The organism is Pseudomonas sp. FeN3W (assembly GCA_030263805.2).
In the GTDB taxonomy this organism is placed as follows: domain Bacteria; phylum Pseudomonadota; class Gammaproteobacteria; order Pseudomonadales; family Pseudomonadaceae; genus Stutzerimonas; species Stutzerimonas stutzeri_G.
The window spans coordinates 2,508,054-2,526,779 of sequence record CP136010.1 but is presented as its reverse complement, the minus strand read 5'-3'; the positions used below and the strand labels follow the sequence as shown (position 1 = coordinate 2,526,779).

The window sequence follows — 18,726 nt, the reverse complement described above, 5'->3', positions numbered from 1 at the left end:
AAAATAGTAGCGTCTTCGTCTATGGTTGGTCTCCACTTTTTCCAGCCTGCGACGAGGACCGTTCACATGAGCCAACCCCGCTTCGATATCCAGACCGCCGCCGTGATCGGCGCGGGCACCATGGGCCGCGGCATCGTCATGAGCCTGGCCAATGCCGGCGTGCAGGTACGCTGGCTGGATAACAATCCCGAGATGCTGGAACAGGCGCTGGGCGTGGTGGCTGACACCTATGCGCACAACGTGCGCCAGGGCCGGATCGACGAGGCCCAAGCGGCTGCGCGACGCGCCTGCATCAGCAAGGCGGCCGACTATCAGGCGTTGGCGGATGTGGATCTGGTGATCGAGGCGGTGTACGAGAATCTGGAACTCAAGCAGAACATCTTCCGCGAGCTGGACGGCATCGTGAAGCCGGCCGGCATTCTGGCCAGCAACACCTCGGCGCTGGATATCGACGCCATCGCGGCAGTCACCAAGCGCCCGGAACAGGTGGTAGGCCTGCACTTCTTCAGCCCGGCGCACATCATGAAGCTGCTGGAAATCGTTCGCGGCGCGAAGACCTCCAAGGCCGTGCTCGACGCCTCCACCGAACTGGGCAAGCGCATGGGCAAAGTCAGCGTGATCGCCGGCAACTGCCAGGGCTTCATCGGCAACCGCATGCTCGCCACCTACGTGCGCGAGGCGCGGATGCTGCTGCTCGAAGGTGCCTATCCGCATCAGGTGGACGCCGCGCTGCAGGGCTTCGGTTTCGCCATGGGGCCGTTCCGCATGTACGACGTGGTTGGTATCGACCTGGAATGGCGCGCCCGCGAGCTGGCCGGCAAGGGGCAGGACGAACCCGAGGTGCAGGTCGATAATCGCCTTTGCGAGCTGGGCCGCTTCGGTCAGAAATCGCGCATGGGCTACTACCGCTACGCCGAGGGCAGCCGCCAGGCCGAACACGACCCAGAAGTGGATGCGCTGGTGCAGCGCGAGTCCGAGCGGCTCGGCTTCCAGCGTCGCGAGATCGGCGATGAGGAAATCCGCGAGCGCTGCCTACTGGCGCTGGTCAACGAGGGCGCGAAGATTCTCGAAGAGGGCATGGCTGAATCCAGCAGCGATATCGACACCGTCTATCTCAACGGCTATGGCTTTCCGGCGGAAGTCGGCGGACCGATGACCTGGGCCGACCGCCAGGGCCTGCCGGCGATTCGTGATCGCTTGAATGCCTTGGCCGAGCGTCACGGCGAGCACTGGAAGCCGGCCGAACTGATCGACAGCCTGGCCACCCTCGGCGGTCGTTTCGTCGACTACAAGAAGGAGGCCTGAGCATGGAATACAAGGCCCCGCTGCGTGACATGCGTTTCGTGTTGCACGAGCTGTTCGATGCCACCGGCCATTGCGAATTGCTCGGCAACGGCCTGGACCGCGAGCTGATCGACGGTGTGCTGGAAGAAGCCGCGCGTTATACCGGCGGCGAGATCGCCCCGCTCAATCGCAACAGCGACGAAGAAGGCGTGACCCTGGAAAACGGCGAAGTGCGCACCCCGCAGGGCTTCGTCGAGGCTTACAAGCAGTATGTCGACAATGGTTGGGCGAGCATGACCGGGCCGACCGAGTACGGTGGTCAGGGCTTCCCGCAGCTGGTGGCCTGCAACTTCCACGAGATGCTGATGGGCGCCTCGTTGTCCTTCCGCATCTACTCCGGCCTCACCGAGGGTGCGGTGCTGGCGCTGTACAAGCATGGCAGCGATGAGCTGAAGAACGCCTATCTGGAGAAGTTGGTCAGCGGCAGTTGGAGCGGCACCATGTGCCTCACCGAGCCGCAGGCGGGCACCGATCTGGCGCTGCTGCGCACCAAGGCCGAACCCCAGGCGGACGGTAGCTACAGGGTCAGCGGCAGCAAGATCTTCATCTCCGGCGGCGAGCACGACATGAGCGAGAACATCGTGCATCTGGTGCTGGCGCGCCTGCCGGATGCACCGGCCGGGGTGAAAGGCATCAGCCTGCTGCTGGTGCCCAAGTTCGTCGCCAATGCCGACGGTACGCCGGGCGAGCGCAATGCCCTGAGCTGCGGCGCCATCGAACACAAGATGGGCATCAAGGGCGCCGCCACCTGCGTGATGAACTTCGACGGCGCCACCGGCTGGATCGTTGGCGAGCCCAACCAGGGCCTGGCCTGCATGTTCACCATGATGAACGACGCGCGCTTCCAGGTCGGCTTGCAGGGGCTCGGGATCGCCGAGCAGGCGTATCAGGGCTCGCTTGCCTATGCCCGTGAGCGACTGCAATCGCGCGGACTGGCCGGCGCGGTACACCCGGACAAGGTCGCCGACCCGATCATCGTTCACCCGGATGTGCGGCGCATGCTGCTGACGCAGAAAACCCTGATCGAAGGCAGCCGCATGCTGGCCGCCTACTGCGCCCGACAGCTGGACCTCGAACACGGCCATCCCGAGCCGAGCTATCGCAAGGCCGCGAGCAAGCGCGCAGCGTTGCTGATTCCGATCGTCAAGGCGTTCTTCACCGATATGGGCCAGGAGGTCGCCAGCCTTGGCGTGCAGGTCTACGGCGGCCACGGCTACATCCGCGAGTGGGGCATGGAGCAGCTGATGCGTGACAGCCGCATCACCCAGCTCTACGAGGGCACCAACGGCATTCAGGCGCTGGATTACATCCGTCGCAAGCTGCTGGGCGATGGTGGCGCGGAGCTGTCGGCGTTGCAGGCGGAGTTCAGCGAGATTTGCGACCAGCAGATCGATCGACCGGCGCTGCGGGACATGGCGGCGAAGGTGCAGGCGCGTATCGGTGAATGGCGTGAGCTGAGCGCCGAGATCATCGCCGCCACCGGGCGCGACCCGCAGGAAATCGGCGCGGTTTCGGTGGATTTCCTCCAGTACTCGGCGTATGTCCTGTTGGCGGGCTTGTGGCTGCAGGCCGCGGCGCGCGCGCAGGATGCGCTGGAGCAGGGCGCAGCTGACGAGGCGTTCTATCAGGCCAAGCTGGCCAGTGCGGATTTCTACCTGCGCCGTGTACTGCCGCGTGCCAGTGCGCATCGTGAAGCGATTCAGGGTGGGGCTGCATGTTTGATGGCGCTGCCGGAGGCAAATTTCGTGTTTTAGCGCTGCTCTGAGCGGTGCCCCCTCACCCCAACCCTCTCCCCGGAGGGGAGAGGGAGTTGGACCGAGTTAGCTTCGCGCACAGTGTTCGCCGTTGCACGGAATACCCCTCTCTCCCTCCGGGAGAGGGCTGGGGCGCCTGGCGAGAGGTGAGGGTGCTTTTGAAGTTCCTCGCCGCAGCCGAACCACAAAGAAATCAGGAGGCATCGATGCATCCGTTCAGTTTTGCCACAACCGCCCAGTTGATCTGCGAGCCCGGCTCGTCACGGCGTCTGGCCAGCCTCTGCAAGGAGCGCGGGGGGCGTTCGGTGCTGGTGATTACCGACCCCGGCATCACCCGCTTCGGCCTGCTCAACGAGGTATTACCTGGCTTCGTGACGGAAGGGTTGCAGGTCGCCGTTTACGATCAGGTCATTGCCGATCCGCCGGAGCACATCGTCATGGCGGCGGTGGAGCAGGCCAGGGCATCCCGTGCGGATCTCATCATCGGCTTCGGCGGCGGCAGCTCGATGGATGTGGCCAAGCTGGTGGCATTGCTTGCGCATCCGAACTGCATGCAGTCGTTGCAGGACATCTACGGCGTCGGCAATGCCAAGGGCCAGCGCCTGCCGCTGATCCAGGTGCCGACCACCGCCGGCACCGGCTCGGAAGTCACCCAGATCGCCATCGTCACCACCGGCGAGACGACCAAGATGGGTGTGGTCTCGCCCCTGCTGCTGCCCGATCTGGCGCTGCTCGATGCCGATCTCACCCTCGGCCTGCCGCCGGCGGTGACCGCGGCCACCGGCATCGACGCCATGGTGCATGCCATCGAGGCCTACACCAGCGCGCTGAAGAAGAACCCCATGTCCGACCTGCTGGCCCGCGAGGCGCTGCGGCTGCTGGCGGCCAATCTGGACGAGGCGGTGCACAACGGCAGCAACCGCGAGGCGCGCCAGGCCATGCTGCTCGGCGCCTGTCTGGCCGGGCAGGCGTTCGCCAATGCGCCGGTCGCCGCCGTGCACGCGCTGGCCTATCCGCTGGGCGGCAATTTCCATATTCCTCATGGGCTGTCGAACGCGCTGGTGCTGCCGCAGGTGCTGCGCTTCAACGTCAGCGCGGCGACCACGCACTATGGGGAGCTGGCGCCGATCATTCTTGGCGATCGGCTGCGCACGGATGATCCGTCCACCTACGCCGAGCAGTTGATCGAGGAATTCGAGCAGATGAGCGCTCGTGTCGGTCTGCCGACTCGCCTGCGCGACACCGGTGTGCCAGAAGACATGCTGCCGCAGCTGGCCAAGGAGGCGATGCTGCAGCAGCGCCTGCTGGTGAACAATCCGCGCGAAGTCACCGAAGCCGATGCCTTGGCGATCTATCAGGCGGCGTATTGAGCGCCTTTTCACTACTGCACGCGGAAAACGACCCATGCCCGAGCAACCCAAGCACCTGCGCCGCGATTACCGGCATTTCCAACCGATTACCACGCGCTGGCACGATAACGATATCTATGGCCACGTGAACAACGTCGTCTATTACGGTTTCTTCGATACCGCGGTGAACAACTACCTGATCCAGCAGGGCGGGCTGGATATCCAGGGCGGTGACATCGTCGGCTTCGTGGTCAGCTCCGCCTGCGACTACTTCGCATCGATCGCTTATCCGGACCTCATCGAGGTCGGCCTGCGGGTGGCCAGGCTGGGCAACTCGTCGGTGCAATACGAGCTGGCGATCTTCCGCGAGGGTGAGCAGGAGGCCTGCGCCGCGGGCCGCTTCGTGCATGTCTTCGTCGAGCGCGCAAGCAATCGTCCTACCGCCATTCCCGAGCGTTTGCGCGCCGCGCTGGAAGCCTTGAGCTAAACCGCTCGGCGCAGACAGCAGAGGCTTAAACGAGATCGCCCGGAGCGGCTGGGCCGGTCCGGGCGATGCTGTGGTCTCTGCGAAACGGCAATGCGTGCCGTCGGCGGCCCTCAGTGATGCTTGTGTTTGTGCTTGTAATGACCTTTGGCTTTGCCTGGATGGCCGTAGTAGCGGCGATCATCCCGGTAGCGACGGTCACGCCGGTAGTCATCATCATCGTCGCCGTAGGCATTGCCGATCGCGCCACCTGCACCACCACCGACGGCCGCGCCGATCAGGCCGCCCGTGCTGCCGCCGACCTGCTGGCCGATGACGTTGCCGCCGGCCGCGCCGAGGCCGCCGCCGATGGCCGCTTCGGTACGGCTGCGTTTGTCCGCACCGACCATGCCGCCAGCTGCACCGCCAACGCCGGCACCGATGGTGGCGCCGGTCGAGCCCCCCAGGTGCTCTCCCACCACTGAACCCAGTGCACCGCCGAGCGCGCCGCCGACGGCGGCTTCGGTGTTGCTGCCGGCGAAGGCTGCAGCGCTGAGCAGGCTGGTGGACAACAGGAAAATCGAGGCGTACTTCATGGAGTGATCCCGTATGTGGAATTGCGGCGTGATCCTCACGTGCCGTTGCGCTTGCGGCAAGAGCGTTCCGATGAAATGCGTGATCTGATCGGCGTTTTCTAACTATTTGATTTCGTTAAGGAACTAGGAGTGTTTCGAGCGGTCTCAGCTCGTTTGTGGGGCCTGTGCGCAGCGCTTTTACCCGCTGCAGATGGGCATCAGCCTTGCGCGCGCACCGCTGCGGCAGGGCTATAGACCCGCGGCGGGCTGTGCTGCGGCAGGTGGATGAGGTTGAGGTTATGCCGCTGCGCCCACTGGGCGGCCAGGCCGGTGGGTGAAGACAGGCTCACCAGCGCCGGAATCCCGGCCCGCTGCACCTTGTGCACCAGCTCCAGGCTGCAGCGACTGGTGACGATCGCCAGGCCACCGGCCGCTATGCAGCCGGAGCGGGCCATGGCGCCGATCAGCTTGTCCAGCGCGTTATGCCGCCCGATATCCTCGCGGCCCAGGCGGATTTCGCCGTTGGCGTCCATGAACAGTGCGGCGTGCACCGCCCCGCAGTCGCGCCCCAGCGGTTGAAACGCTTCGATTCGTTGACGCAGGTCCTGCAACCAGTGTGGGGGTGGCAGTGGCGCTGCCGGCATGACCGGCAGGCGCGGCAGTGCCTGCTCCAGCGCTTCGACCCCGCAGAGCCCGCAGCTGCTGTTGCCGGGTAGCTGGCGGCGTTGCTGCTTGAGGCGCCAGAACGCGCGGCTGGCGATGTCCAGTTCCGCACGCCGCGCATTGCCGCTGCCGTGCAGGCGAATGTCGTAGATATCATCCAGCGACTCGACGAAGCCATTGGCCAGGCTGAAGCCAACCACGAAATCTTCCAGATCGGCCGGCGAGATCATCATCACCGCCTGGCTCAGCCCGTTGTAGGCGATCGCCAGCGCGCACTCTTCGGCAAGATCGACCGCGCATTGCGCGACATCGTCGATCGGCTGGTAGCAGTAGCGCTGACTGGCGCCGGCAGGGGGTTGCGCGGCAGTGGCGACGCCAGCGTTCAGGCGAGACGGTGCGTTCATCGGCGGTTCGGTCCAGTTAGTGGCCTGTTTGGCAATTTCGGTTGGCCAATTTCGGCGTTTATGGCCCCGATACTGTGTTGCTGCTTCTCGTCATACCGCTATGACCGTTGCAGCGCCGAACTTGCCTCACCAACTCACCGCACAGGTCACGAGGGCTGACGAGACCGGCATTCTGCATCGCTGCAACTGCAGTGCATGCTCGCGGCCGGCGGATAGGGTTATGACCCCCGCCGGCCGTGGACGATTCACCGCTGGTCGTTCTCCGCCAGCATGTCGCGTACGCGCTTGGCCAGCGCATCGAGGTTGAACGGCTTGCTGATCATGTCCATGCCCGGTTCGAGGAAGTCCGCACTGGCGGCCTGCTTGGCATAGCCGGTCATGAACAGCACCGGCAGCTCGGGGCGCTGCTGACGCGCGACATCCGCCAGTTGCCGGCCGTTCATGCCAGGCAGCCCGACATCGGTGACCAGAATGTCGACGGCGGGCGTGCTCTCGAGCAGGCGGATCGCCGCATTGCCGTCGGCGGCTTCCAGGGTCTGATAGCCGAGCATCCGCAACACGTCGATGACCAGCAGGCGCACCGCCGGATCATCTTCGACCACCAGCACGGTTTCGCCTTGCTGGGCCTGAAGCGGGCCGTCGTCTTCGCCGGCTGCTGCGACGCTGACGCCCTGGTCCTCGAAGACGGGAAGGTGCAGGCTGACCTGGGTGCCTTCGCCCGGTTCGCTGGCGATCTGGATATGGCCGCCGGCCTGCCGGGTGAAACCGTAGACCATGGAAAGACCGAGCCCGGTGCCCTGGCCGATGGGTTTGGTGGTGAAGAACGGCTCGAAGACGCTGGCCAGTACCTTGGGACTCATGCCGCAGCCACTGTCGGTCAAGCAGAGGATGACGTAGCGCCCTGCAGCCAGATCGCCCACATCGCCTTGCCTGTGCAGTTCGACATTGCGGGTCTCCAGCAGCAGGGTGCCGCCGTCGGGCATTGCATCGCGGGCGTTGATGACCAGGTTGAGCAGCGCGCTTTCCAGTTGGTTTTCGTCGCTGGAAACCGGCCACAGACCTTGCTGCAACTGATTGCGGATGTGGATGTGGCTGCCCAGCGTGCGACTGAGCAGGTCGTGCATGGACTCGATCAGCTGGTTCAGCTCGACGCGCTTGAGATTCAGCGGCTGGCGCCGGGCGAAGGCGAGCAGGCGATGGGTCAGTGCCGCGGCGCGATTGGCCGAAGTGACCGCGGCATCGATGAAACGCTGGGTTTCGCCGTGGCGGCCGGACTGGATGTAGCGCTGGATCAGGTCCAGGCCGCCGATGATGCCGGTCAGCATGTTGTTGAAGTCGTGGGCGATGCCGCCGGTCAGCTGGCCCACCGCTTCCATCTTCTGCGCCTGACGCAACGCTTCCTGCGCCTGTTCGCGGCTGGCCATCTCCTTGAGCAGGCGTTCGTAGACTTCCGCCAGGGCCTGGGTGCGCTCCTGGATGCGGCTTTCCAGCGTCTCGTTGAGTTCGCGCAGAGCCTGTTCGGCGCGCCAGCGCTCGGTGACATCCAGCGCCATGACGAAGAAGCCGAGCACGTTGCCCTGGCCGTCGCGGCGCGGCAGGTAGTGCACCAGCATGCGTCGGGACTGGCCGTCATGGTGCGGGCTATGGGCCTCGAAGGTGACGTCGCGGCCGGCGAGGGCGTCACGGATGCTCGCCTGGCGCTCGGCATAGCCGCGTTCACCGAGCACTTCGCGGGCGGTCTTGCCCAGCAGCCATTCGGTCGAGTGGCCGAACCAGTCGGAGTAGTAGCGATTGTTGAAGCGAAAGCGTTCCTCGGCGTCGACGTAGCCGATCAGTATCGGCAGCGCGTCGGTGATCATCTTGAGCTCGGCTTCGCTCTGGCGCAGGGCATCTTCGCTGGCCTGTTGTCCGGTGATGTTCATCACCGCGCCGGGGAAGCGCTGTGGCCAGCCCTGTTCGTCGCAATGACAGCGGCCGCGCGCCAGCGCCCAACGGGTGACGCCATCGTCGCTGCGCAGCCTGTAGCGCTCGTCGAGCGTGCCGCGCTCGACGATACAGCGCTCCAGCGCGGCACGCAGGCGTGGCACGTCGTCGGGGTGGACATGATCGAAGAAAGCTTCGCTGCTCAGGCCGTTCGGCCCGGACTGGGCGACCGGCAGGATGCGGGAAAGCTCCGCGCCCGCCGGGATTTCGCTGCTCTGGATGGCCCAGTCCCAGATGCCGATCAGGTCGCTGGCCTCGAGTGCCAGCTGCAGGCGCTGTTCGCTGGAACGGTGTACCTCGGCGCTGAGCTTGTAGTGCAGAGCGGTCTGCGACAGGCGGGTTTCGGTGCGCACGCGTTCGCTGGTTTCGCTGAGGCACAGCAGCAGGCCGCCGATGCCGTGCGAGGCGTTGCGAATCGGGCTCAGGGCGAGGTCGAACCAGGCTTCCACCGGAACGCCATCGCGTTCGATGACCAGTTGCTGATTGCGCAGCACCCGTGGCTCGCCGCGGCGGGCGGTGTCGCAGGCCGGTTCCAGCAGGGTCCAGGTTGCACCCCAGCGGCGGCAGGCGGGTTGGCCGAGTTCGGCCGGGTGGCGATCGCCGATCAGTGCGGCGTGGGCGTCGTTGTACAGCTGCAGCGCCTGGTCGCCCCAGAGGACGCACATCGGCAGGGGCGCTTCGAGGATGGTGTCCAGCAGCAGCCGCAGCGAAGCCGGCCAGGTGTCAGGGGTTCCGAGCGCAGTCGCGCCCCAGTCATGCCGGCGAATTCGCTCGCTCATCTCGCTGTGACTATGGGGCCAGAATTCGGCGCCTACTGCTGCCATGTTGCTTCCTATCGATCATCCGTGGGCGAACTACGAGCGGCAAGGCATGTACTGCGCACCGCTGCGCTGTTTCGATGCATGCCGGCCCGGGCTCGTCCTGAGCCGGTTCCCGCCGACGGCAACTGTTGCGTAGTGTAAAGCTTCCGAGGCTCGAAGGCAGCGCCAGCCGTCACGCTGGATCACCGTGCAGATTGCGGATCAGGTCGAGGTAATCGTCAACCGCAGCGAATTCCTCGGTGTCCTTCGGCGTGCGGCGGCTGTCCGGCTCGCGTACCGCCAGCAGATGCGCGACGCCGAAGCGCTGCGCACTGCGCAGGATCGGCAGGCTATCGTCGATGAACAAGGCGCGTGCGGGTTCGAACTCCAGGTCCTGACGCAGCGCATGCCAGAACTGCGGCTCCTCCTTCGGATAGCCATAGTCGTGGGAACTGATCAGCCGGTCGAACCAGGGCGCCAGCTCGATCTTCTCCAGCTTCAGCGACAACGAGTCGCGGTGCGCATTGGTGATCAGCACCACGCGCTTGCCGGCCTGGCGCAGGGCAGCGAGAAATTCGTCGGCACCGGGCCGCAGGGCGATCAGCTCGGCGATCTCGCGTTTCATCTCGCGGATCGGCAGGTTGAGTTCGCGGGTCCAGTAGTCCAGGCAATACCAGGTGAGCTTGCCGACGTGCTCGTTGAACAGCGGCGCCAGTTCCAGCTCGGCCATGGCGCGGCTGATGCCGTGCAGCTCGGCGTAGCGTTGTGGCAGCAGTTCGAGCCAGAAATGGTTGTCGAAATGGAGATCCAGCAGCGTGCCGTCCATGTCGAGCAGAACGGTATCGATGTCGGACCAGGGTAGGGTGGCGGTCATGTGCGGGCTCGCGTCGCGGTGTATGGACGGGTCGGTGTCGGTCAACTGGTCGCAAAGCGCTCACGGCCAGCGCAGAAAGCCGGGTTATGATAGCCGCTCGCGTTTCCAGGAGTTTCCCATGCGCCAGAAACCCACCGTGCTAGCCCGTGAGATCGTCGCCAGCAGCCGACTGTTCCGTGTCGAGGAGCTGCAGCTGCGTTTTTCCAATGGTGTCGAGCGCACCTATGAACGCCTGGTCGGCAAGGGCAGCGGCTACGGCGCGGTGATGATCGTGGCGCTGGCCGATGCGGAGAATGCGCTGCTGGTCGAGGAATACTGCGGCGGCACCGACACCTATGAGCTGTCGCTGCCCAAGGGGCTGATCGAGCCGGGCGAAGACGTGCTCGAAGCGGCCAACCGCGAGCTCAAGGAGGAGGCCGGCTTCGGTGCGCGGCGCCTGGAGCTGCTCACCGAGCTGTCGTTGTCGCCCGGTTACATGAGCCAGAAGATTCAGGTAGTGCTGGCGCGCGATCTGTATCCGGAGCAGCTGCCCGGCGACGAGCCGGAGCCGATGCGGCTCGACAAGGTCAACCTGCGCGAGCTGTCCAGTCTGGTGCAGCATCCGCAATTCAGCGAGGGGCGCGCATTGGCCGCGCTGTACCTGGCCAAGGATCTGCTGACCCAGCGTGGAGAGTTCGGCCAATGAGTCATCCCTATCTGTCGTCGGTCATCGACCTGGTGCGTCAGGCGGGCGAGGCGATCCTGCCGCACTGGCGCAGCGAGCTGGATGTCCAGACCAAGACCGATGAATCGCCGGTGACCGTCGCCGATATGGCGGCGCATCAGGTGTTGGTGGATGGCCTGATGGCGTTGGATAGCGCCATCCCGGTGCTGTCCGAGGAGGATTGCGAGGTGCCGCTGAGCGAGCGCGGCGGCTGGACGCGCTGGTGGCTGGTCGATCCGCTGGACGGCACCAAGGAGTTCATCGCCGGCAGCGAGGAGTTCACGGTCAACGTCGCGCTGATCGAGGCGGGCAAGGTGCGCTTCGGTGTGGTCGGCATTCCGGCGTCCGGCCGCTGTTACTACGGCGGCGAGGATTTCGGCGCTTGGCGCAGCGAGCTGTCCGGCGCGACTCAGCCGCTGCGCGTGCGCCAGCAGCCGGAGGGAGTGTTCACCGTGGTCGCCAGCCGGCGCCACAGCAGCCCGGCGCAGGAGCAGCTGTTGAGCCGTCTGGGCGAACGTTTTGGCGAGCTGGCGCTGGCGAATGTCGGCAGTTCGCTGAAATTCTGTCTGCTGGCCGAAGGTGCTGCGGATTGCTACCCCCGCCTGGCGCCGACCTCGCAGTGGGATACCGCGGCCGCGCAGGGGGTGCTGGAAGGTGCCGGTGGCGAGGTGCTGGAGGTCAGTGGTGCGGCGCTGCGCTATGACGCGCGGGAAGGCTATCTGAACCCGTCTTTTCTGGCGCTGCCCAGAGGCGTCGACTGGCGTGACGGACTGATCGGTATCGCGCGAGGCAGTGAAAGCAGCTTGAAGCCGGAAGCTTGAAGCTGGAAGGAAAAGCTTGGCGGATATCGGTGATGAGCCGAACGCTTTTCAGGCTTCAGGCTTCAGGCTTCAGGCTTCAGGCTTCAGGCTTCAGGCTTCAGGCTTATTTATGCAACACGAACTGCCCGGTGAAGCGAACCGCGTCACGGCCGTCGGCCGCCAGAATGCGGCTTTTCAGCTCCAGGCGCGAGCGGCCGCGGCGACGATAGATCGATTCGAAGCGCTCCCAGGCCTCGGGGCTCGGTGCCGAGCAGATGGCGATCGCGTCGTCCACCACCGGCAGCGGATACTCGATCTGCCCTTCGTGGATGACGATGTGCCCATCCTCAATGCCCGCCTCGCGCAGCCGCAGATGCAGCCAGCCCCAGCCTGCCAGCACCGAAGCGCAATACAGACTGCCGCCGAACATGCTGCTCTTGTGGTTGATGTTCGGCTGCAGCGGTACCTGCAGGCGCAACTCGTGGTTTTCCCACTGCTCGACGCGCAGCCCGAGCGAGCGGGTCAGCGGAATGTCGTGATGGAGGATGGCTTCCAGGTAGCGACTATCGCGGCTCATGCCGGGGAGGTTCCTAAACGTTACGAAGATACAGACAGACGCCAAGCATGACTCCTGAGTCACGCTTTGGCCAGTCCGTTCAGGCTATTCGTGGCGACGAATCCGAGCCACGCCGCGCTGCTGTCTGCAGTGTTCCGCATCGGTGCTGGCGGGCAGGTCGGCGTTGTCGGATGGTGCGCCGTGTCAGCCGGCGGTTTTGCTTCGATAGGCGCAATAACCAGGGCGCGGGCCGATGCGCGGATGGTTGCGGCAGGTGTCCGGGCGCTTGGCATAGACCGTGCAAAGCCGGGTCTTGCGGTCCAGATAGAGACAGTCGCCATTGGTCAGGCGGGTCAGCGTGAAGATCTCGTGCTTGTGATTGAAGTGCTCGACGATGCCTGCCTTGCTCAGGCGCTTGGCGATGTTCTTCGCCGGCTCGTCGCGCTCGAAGGCATCGACCAGCTCGAGCCGGATCAGGTCGTCGATGCGTACCTCCACCGGCAGGGTGCAGCAGGTCGCATGGCAGTCGCGGCACAGGCCGGCGCTGTAGCGCACCCAGGTTTCCAGGCGTTCCGGGTCGGCGGAGGCGATCAGTCTTGTCTTCACGGGCAGTCTTCGGTGCGTTCGGGCGCGCGGATCATAGCGAGTCGCGCGGCGATTGCCAGCGTCTTCCGACGACGGCGACCGGACGGGCGGTAGCGCAGATGTAAAGGAAACCTGCAACGCTTTTTCTGGAATGTCTAATGGAGGTGAACGGGCATGGCTGCCGCGAGTCCCTCTTGTGTGTCTTCGCTAACCGAGGTCTGTCCATGACGCAGGAAACAGCCATTGCCACCGCCGAAGAAGTTGCCGCTTTCCGTGAGCGGGTGTTGCGCAAGCTCACCTACTCGGTGGGCAAGGATCCGGAGAACGCCTCCGATTACGACTGGTTCCATGCGGTTGCCCTGGCCACCCGCGACAGCACCATCGACCGCTGGATGGATTGCACGCGCAAGGCCTACACCAGCGGTCAGAAACGGGTGTACTACCTCTCGCTGGAATTTCTCATCGGCCGCCTGCTGGTCGACAGCCTGAGCAACCTCGGCCTGTTCGACGTGGCGCGTGAAGCGCTCGCCGGGCTCGACGTGGATATCGAACGCATCCGCCTGCTGGAGCCGGATGCGGCGCTTGGCAATGGCGGTCTCGGCCGGCTCGCGGCCTGCTTCATGGAGAGCATGGCGACCCTCGGCGTGGTCTCCCACGGCTACGGCATCCGCTATGACCACGGTCTGTTCCGCCAGGCCATCGTCGATGGCTGGCAGCACGAACAGACCGAGACCTGGCTGGATTTCGGCAACCCCTGGGAGTTCGAGCGTTCCGAGGTGAAGTATCTGATCGGCTTCGGCGGCAGCGTCACGGCGGCCACCAATGAGAAAGGCGAAGTTCAGCATTTCTGGCATTGGGCCGAAGGGGTACGCGCGATTGCCTATGACACCCCCATCGTCGGTTGGCGTGGCGCCGGGGTGAACACCCTGCGCCTCTGGCGTGCGCGGCCGGAGGCGGATTTCCATCTGGCGCGCTTCAATGCCGGTGACCACATCGGTGCGGCAGCAGAAGAGGCCCGCGCCGAAAGCATTTCCCGCGTGCTCTATCCGGCCGACAGCACCGAGGCCGGGCAGGAGTTGCGCCTGCGCCAGGAATACTTCTTCGTCGCCGCCTCGCTGCAGGACCTGCTGCGCCGCCACATCAAGCAGCGCGGCTCGCTGGACAGCCTGCCCGAGTACAACGCCATCCAGCTCAACGACACCCATCCGGCGATTGCCGTGGCCGAGCTGATGCGGCTGCTGGTCGACGTGCACAGCTACGAGTGGCAGCACGCCTGGCGGCTGACCACGGCGACGCTATCGTACACCAACCACACGCTGCTGCCCGAAGCGCTGGAAACCTGGCCGGTAGGCCTGATGGAGCGCCTGCTGCCGCGGCACATGCAGATCATCTACCTGATCAACGCCCACCATCTCGACCAGCTGCGCGAACGCGGCGTCCACGATGCCGAGCTGCTGCGCTCGGTATCGCTGATCGAGGAAGACCATGGTCGCCGGGTACGCATGGGCAATCTGGCATTCCTCGGTTCGCACAGCACCAACGGCGTATCCGGGCTGCACACCCAGCTGATGCGCAAGACCGTGTTCACCGATCTGCACAGCCTTTATCCGCAGCGGATCAACAGCAAGACCAACGGCATCACCTTCCGCCGCTGGCTCTACCAGGCCAATCCGCAGCTGACCCAGCTGTTGGTGGAGCATCTCGGCGAGGCAGTGCTCGATGAGCCGGAAACCCGCCTGCGCGAGCTCGAACCCTTTGCCGAACAGGCCGCGTTTCGCCAGCGCTTCGCCGAGCAGCGGCTGGCCAACAAGCGCCATCTGGCCAATGTGATCCAGGAGCGCCTGGGCATCAGCGTAGACCCGACCGCGCTGTTCGACGTGCACGTCAAGCGCATCCACGAATACAAGCGCCAGTTGCTCAACCTGCTGCACACCGTCGCGCTGTATCAGGCCATTCGCTCCGATCCGGGCGGCAACTGGGTGCCGCGGGTGAAGATCTTCGCCGGCAAGGCGGCGGCGAGCTATCACCAGGCCAAGCTGATCATCAAGCTGACCAACGACATCGCCAACACCATCAATGCCGACCCCACCGTGCGCGGCCTGCTCAAGGTGGTGTTCCTGCCCAACTACAACGTCAGCCTGGCCGAGGACATCATCCCGGCTGCGGACCTGTCGGAGCAGATTTCCACCGCCGGCCTGGAGGCCTCGGGTACCAGCAACATGAAGTTCGCCCTCAACGGAGCGCTGACCATCGGCACGCTGGACGGCGCCAACGTGGAGATGAGCGAGCAGATCGGCCTGGAGCACATGTTCATCTTCGGTCTCACCGCGCAGCAGGTGAATGTGCGCAAGCAGGCCAACGAGTACAACGCCGAAGCCATCATCGGCGCTTCGCCGCGGCTCAGCGAAGTGCTCTCGGCGATTCGTGGCGGTGCTTTCTCGCCAGGCGATCCGGGCCGCTACACCGGGCTGGTGGATGGCATCAGCTGGCACGACACCTTCATGGTCTGCGCCGATTTCGAGGCCTACTGGCAGGCGCAGCTGGATGTCGAGGAGTGCTGGCGTGATCCGGCACGCTGGTGGCGTTCCTCCGTGCTGAACACCGCCCGCACCGGCTGGTTCTCGTCGGACCGCACCATTCGCGAGTACGCCCGGGAGATCTGGCAAGTGCTGTGATGGCGGGCGCGCCGGAGGGTCAGCCGCCGGCGCGCAGCCGCAAATGGCGAGGGCTGCCGGCCGTGCTGGCAATCTGGCTGCCGCTTCGCTGAACTCTGCAGGGGGCGGACCTGTCTGAGGGGAGTTAGTTTTCCTACGGCCTGCTAAACTGCGCGGGTTTATCCTTCCTCCGGAGTCATTTCCATGTCACGCGTAACCCTCAGTCGCTACCTCATCGAGCAGACTCGCAGTAACAACACGCCTGCCGATCTGCGTTTTCTCATCGAGGTCGTGGCACGAGCGTGCAAGGAAATCAGCCACGCGGTCTCCAAGGGCGCCCTCGGCGGCGTGCTGGGTAGCGCCGACAGCGAGAACATCCAGGGCGAAGTGCAGAAGAAGCTCGACGTGCTCTCCAACGAAATCCTGCTGGAGGCCAACGAGTGGGGCGGTCACCTGGCCGGCATGGCGTCCGAGGAAATGGACAACGCCTACCAGATTCCCGGCAAGTACCCCAAGGGCGCCTACCTGCTGGTCTTCGACCCGCTGGATGGCTCGAGCAACATCGACGTCAACGTCTCGGTCGGTACCATCTTCTCCGTATTGCGCTGCCCGGATGCCTGCTTCAGCCAGAATGACGCACTCGGAGAAGAGGCCTTCCTGCAGCCGGGCACCAAGCAGGTTGCCGCCGGCTACGCCATCTACGGCCCGCAGACCATGCTGATTCTGACCCTGGGCCACGGCGTGATGGGCTTCACCCTGGATCGTGAGCTGGGCAGCTTCGTGCTCACTCACGAGAACCTCAGCGTTCCGCAGAGCACCGCCGAATTCGCCATCAACATGTCCAACCAGCGCCACTGGGAAGAGCCGGTCAAGCGCTACGTCGGCGAGCTGCTGGCCGGCAAGGAAGGCCCGCTGGGCAAGAACTACAACATGCGCTGGATCGCCTCGATGGTGGCCGACGTGCATCGCATCCTCACCCGCGGCGGCCTGTTCATGTACCCGCGCGACAACCGCGACCCTTCCATGGCCGGCAAGCTGCGCCTGATGTACGAAGCCAACCCGATGGCGATGATCGTCGAGCAGGCCGGCGGCGCCGCCACCAACGGTACGCAGCGCATTCTGGAAATCCAGCCGGAGTCCTTGCACCAGCGCGTGCCGGTGTTCCTCGGCTCGAAGGAAGAAGTCGAGCGCGTCACCGGCTACCACCAGGGCTGACCGATGCAGGCGCCCTGGCAGGACTTGCTCCACTGGTGGTTCGGCCAGGGCACCAGCGCCAGCGAGATCGCGGCTGAAAAGCAGCAACTCTGGTTTGGCTACCGCGCAGAACAGGACGACGAGGCGCGCCAGCGCTTCGGCGCACTGGCCGAACAGGCCATGAACGGCGAGCTGCAGGATTGGGCCGAATTGCCCGAGGGCTGGCTCGCGCTGGTGTTGCTGCTCGATCAGTTGCCGCGCATGATCCATCGCGACACGCCGAAGGCGTTCGCCGGCGACGAGCGTGCCCAGCAACTGGTGCGCGATGGCCTGGCCCACGGCGGCGACATGCTGCTGGCGCCGATCCAGCGCGTATTCATCTACCTGGTGCTGGAGCACGCGGAGAATCTGGCAACCCAGGATCTGGCCGTCGCACAGTTCACCGCCTTGCGCGACATTGCCGACGAGGCGGAACAACCGCTGTACGTCGGCTTTCTCGACTATGCCGAGCGCCACCGTGAGGTGATCTCCCGCTTCGGCCGCTTCCCGCATCGCAATGCAATTCTCGGCCGCGAAACCAGCGACGCCGAGCGACTATTTCTGGAGCAGCCGGGCTCGTCCTTCTGAGCGCGGATGCCATTTCAGGCCAACGCTCCGCGGCACCGTTACCGCCGGGCCTTGAGCCTTCAAGCAAGGAGCTCGATATGCCATTGCGTCCCCCATTGCTGATTGCCTGCGCCGCCCTGCTGGCTGCCTGCAGTCCGATCACCCAGGAAAACTTCGCCAAGCTCAAGCCCGGCATGGAACGGATAGAAGTCGAGCAGCTGCTTGGCAAACCCTCCGAATGCGCCGGAGCACTGGGTATGTCGAGCTGCACCTGGGGCGAGAAGAATCGCTTCATCAGCGTCCAGTTCGCGGGCGACAAGGTGATGATGTTTTCCGGCAAGGGGCTGAAATAACCGCTGATGTAACTCAGGAGATATCCCATGCGTGCGAGTGCCGTTGCCCTGCTGTGCCTGATGCTGTTGAGCGGCTGCGCAGGAGGTGGGCGCGAACAGCCTCCTGAGACGGTCGGCGAGGTCGACCTTCAGCGCTATCAGGGAACCTGGTACGAGCTGGCGCGCTTGCCGATGTTCTTTCAGCGCAATTGCATACGCTCCGAAGCGAATTACCAGTTGCAGGCCGATGGCAGCGTGGCGGTGACCAACCGTTGCGAAACAGAAGACGGCGACTGGCAGGAAGCCAAAGGCGAAGCGGTGCCGCAGGAAGCCGGTATTACCGATCGGCTGTGGGTGCGCTTCGACAACTGGTTCAGCCGGCTCTTTCCCGGTCTGACCAAGGACCACTACTGGGTGCTCTATCTGGACGAGGGCTATAGCACTGCGCTGGTCGGCAGCCCGGATCGCAAGTATCTCTGGCTGCTTGCGCGGGACACCGAGGTCGACCAGGCGACCCGCGATCGCCTGCTCTCCGAGGCCGAGCGGCACGGTTATGACACCAGCGAACTGATCTGGCGCCAGTAATCGTTTGGCCTGCTCAGTCCCATTCCAGACGCGCCAGCTGCCATTCGCCTCGCTCCTGGCGCCACTCGAGTCTGACCTGATAATGTCCCGCCTGCTGCGGCAGGAGTGATTCGGCGCCGGCGAGCGTCACCTGTGCCTCGGTATGGCCGCGATCGGGATAGGTCGGATCGACCCAGCTGCGCTGGCTGAGGGCGATTACCCGGACATTGCGATGGCGCAGGAACATCAGCGTTGCCGTGCGCCGCGCCCATTCCCGATGGTACTGTCGCTGCGCCTGGAAATCTGCGTGCAGCAGTTCCATCAGGTCGCCGACCTGCTTGTTCTCCAGGGTCGTCTGCAACTGCTCGGCGGCCTGCTGCAGCGCCGCTTCCGGGTCGTCCCGGCCGCAGCCGGCCAGGGTCATTAATAGCGCCAGTGCCGCTATTTTCCATGCTGACATGCTCAACTCCGTGAACCTCGTTATGATGCCGCTAACGTCATGGGGGCCAGCCGGCCCGCCGCA

General features: G+C 64.8%; 18 protein-coding genes. 11 read left to right on the top strand and 7 right to left on the bottom strand.

Features of this window, described 5'->3' with window-relative positions; all coding sequences use genetic code 11:
- Positions 1–66 precede the first annotated feature (66 nt).
- From P5704_012125 to P5704_012110, 4 genes are all read left to right on the top strand, one after another.
- Positions 67–1,305 (top strand): 3-hydroxyacyl-CoA dehydrogenase NAD-binding domain-containing protein, encoded by a 1,239-nt coding sequence (locus P5704_012125; protein ID WOF76834.1) that lies wholly within the window; start codon positions 67–69, stop codon positions 1,303–1,305.
- 2 nt (positions 1,306–1,307) lie between these two features.
- Complete coding sequence (locus P5704_012120; protein WOF76833.1) at positions 1,308–3,098, top strand: acyl-CoA dehydrogenase C-terminal domain-containing protein; 1,791 nt, start codon at positions 1,308–1,310, stop codon at positions 3,096–3,098.
- A 206-nt stretch (positions 3,099–3,304) separates the two neighbouring features.
- A complete protein-coding gene (locus P5704_012115) occupies positions 3,305–4,468 on the top strand; it encodes an iron-containing alcohol dehydrogenase (protein WOF76832.1) in 1,164 nt (387 codons plus the stop codon).
- A 34-nt stretch (positions 4,469–4,502) separates the two neighbouring features.
- Positions 4,503–4,934, top strand: coding sequence for a thioesterase family protein (locus P5704_012110; protein ID WOF76831.1), 432 nt, complete (start codon positions 4,503–4,505; stop codon positions 4,932–4,934).
- Between the two features lie 110 nt (positions 4,935–5,044).
- Here P5704_012110 and P5704_012105 read toward each other — a convergent pair whose 3' ends face one another.
- From P5704_012105 to yrfG, 4 genes are all read right to left on the bottom strand, one after another.
- Positions 5,045–5,506: a hypothetical protein gene (locus tag P5704_012105; GenBank protein ID WOF76830.1), complete on the bottom strand. Its 462-nt coding sequence runs from the start codon at positions 5,504–5,506 to the stop codon at positions 5,045–5,047.
- A 197-nt stretch (positions 5,507–5,703) separates the two neighbouring features.
- Complete coding sequence (fdhD, locus tag P5704_012100; GenBank protein ID WOF76829.1) at positions 5,704–6,552, bottom strand: formate dehydrogenase accessory sulfurtransferase FdhD; 849 nt, start codon at positions 6,550–6,552, stop codon at positions 5,704–5,706.
- 245 nt (positions 6,553–6,797) lie between these two features.
- Complete coding sequence (locus P5704_012095) at positions 6,798–9,359, bottom strand: PAS domain-containing protein (protein ID WOF76828.1); 2,562 nt, start codon at positions 9,357–9,359, stop codon at positions 6,798–6,800.
- Between the two features lie 169 nt (positions 9,360–9,528).
- Positions 9,529–10,209: a GMP/IMP nucleotidase gene (gene yrfG, locus P5704_012090; GenBank protein ID WOF76827.1), complete on the bottom strand. Its 681-nt coding sequence runs from the start codon at positions 10,207–10,209 to the stop codon at positions 9,529–9,531.
- Positions 10,210–10,327: 118 nt separating this feature from the next.
- On the opposite strand from yrfG, the gene nudE reads away from it, so the two are divergent.
- The gene (gene nudE / locus P5704_012085; GenBank protein WOF76826.1) at positions 10,328–10,894 is read left to right on the top strand and encodes an ADP compounds hydrolase NudE; all 567 of its coding nucleotides are present in this window, start codon (positions 10,328–10,330) and stop codon (positions 10,892–10,894) included.
- Positions 10,891–11,733 carry a 3'(2'),5'-bisphosphate nucleotidase CysQ gene (gene cysQ, locus P5704_012080; protein ID WOF76825.1) on the top strand — a complete coding sequence of 281 codons (843 nt, stop codon included), beginning with the start codon at positions 10,891–10,893 and terminating at the stop codon, positions 11,731–11,733. Before nudE ends, cysQ begins: the two co-directional genes overlap by 4 nt.
- Positions 11,734–11,836: 103 nt before the next feature.
- On the opposite strand, the gene P5704_012075 is transcribed toward cysQ, so the two are convergent.
- Together P5704_012075 and P5704_012070 are read right to left on the bottom strand one after the other, a co-directional pair.
- On the bottom strand, positions 11,837–12,289 hold the full coding sequence (locus P5704_012075; GenBank protein WOF76824.1) for a thioesterase domain-containing protein: 453 nt from the start codon (positions 12,287–12,289) through the stop codon (positions 11,837–11,839).
- 183 nt (positions 12,290–12,472) lie between these two features.
- Positions 12,473–12,874, bottom strand: a complete 402-nt coding sequence (locus P5704_012070; GenBank protein ID WOF76823.1) for a YkgJ family cysteine cluster protein — start codon at positions 12,872–12,874, stop codon at positions 12,473–12,475.
- A gap of 203 nt (positions 12,875–13,077) precedes the next feature.
- Here P5704_012070 and P5704_012065 point away from each other — a divergent pair, with 203 nt between their 5' ends.
- The 5 genes from P5704_012065 to P5704_012045 all read left to right on the top strand — a co-directional run bounded on the left by P5704_012065 (position 13,078) and on the right by P5704_012045 (position 18,224).
- The gene (locus P5704_012065; protein ID WOF76822.1) at positions 13,078–15,528 is read left to right on the top strand and encodes a glycogen/starch/alpha-glucan phosphorylase; all 2,451 of its coding nucleotides are present in this window, start codon (positions 13,078–13,080) and stop codon (positions 15,526–15,528) included.
- Positions 15,529–15,711: 183 nt separating this feature from the next.
- The gene (locus P5704_012060; protein ID WOF76821.1) at positions 15,712–16,722 is read left to right on the top strand and encodes a class 1 fructose-bisphosphatase; all 1,011 of its coding nucleotides are present in this window, start codon (positions 15,712–15,714) and stop codon (positions 16,720–16,722) included.
- 3 nt (positions 16,723–16,725) lie between these two features.
- Positions 16,726–17,328, top strand: a complete 603-nt coding sequence (locus P5704_012055) for a DUF924 family protein (protein WOF76820.1) — start codon at positions 16,726–16,728, stop codon at positions 17,326–17,328.
- A 77-nt stretch (positions 17,329–17,405) separates the two neighbouring features.
- Positions 17,406–17,660 (top strand): outer membrane protein assembly factor BamE, encoded by a 255-nt coding sequence (locus P5704_012050; GenBank protein WOF76819.1) that lies wholly within the window; start codon positions 17,406–17,408, stop codon positions 17,658–17,660.
- Between the two features lie 27 nt (positions 17,661–17,687).
- The gene (locus P5704_012045; GenBank protein ID WOF76818.1) at positions 17,688–18,224 is read left to right on the top strand and encodes a lipocalin family protein; all 537 of its coding nucleotides are present in this window, start codon (positions 17,688–17,690) and stop codon (positions 18,222–18,224) included.
- A gap of 13 nt (positions 18,225–18,237) precedes the next feature.
- On the opposite strand, the gene P5704_012040 is transcribed toward P5704_012045, so the two are convergent.
- The gene (locus tag P5704_012040; GenBank protein WOF76817.1) at positions 18,238–18,663 is read right to left on the bottom strand and encodes a hypothetical protein; all 426 of its coding nucleotides are present in this window, start codon (positions 18,661–18,663) and stop codon (positions 18,238–18,240) included.
- Positions 18,664–18,726 lie beyond the last annotated feature (63 nt).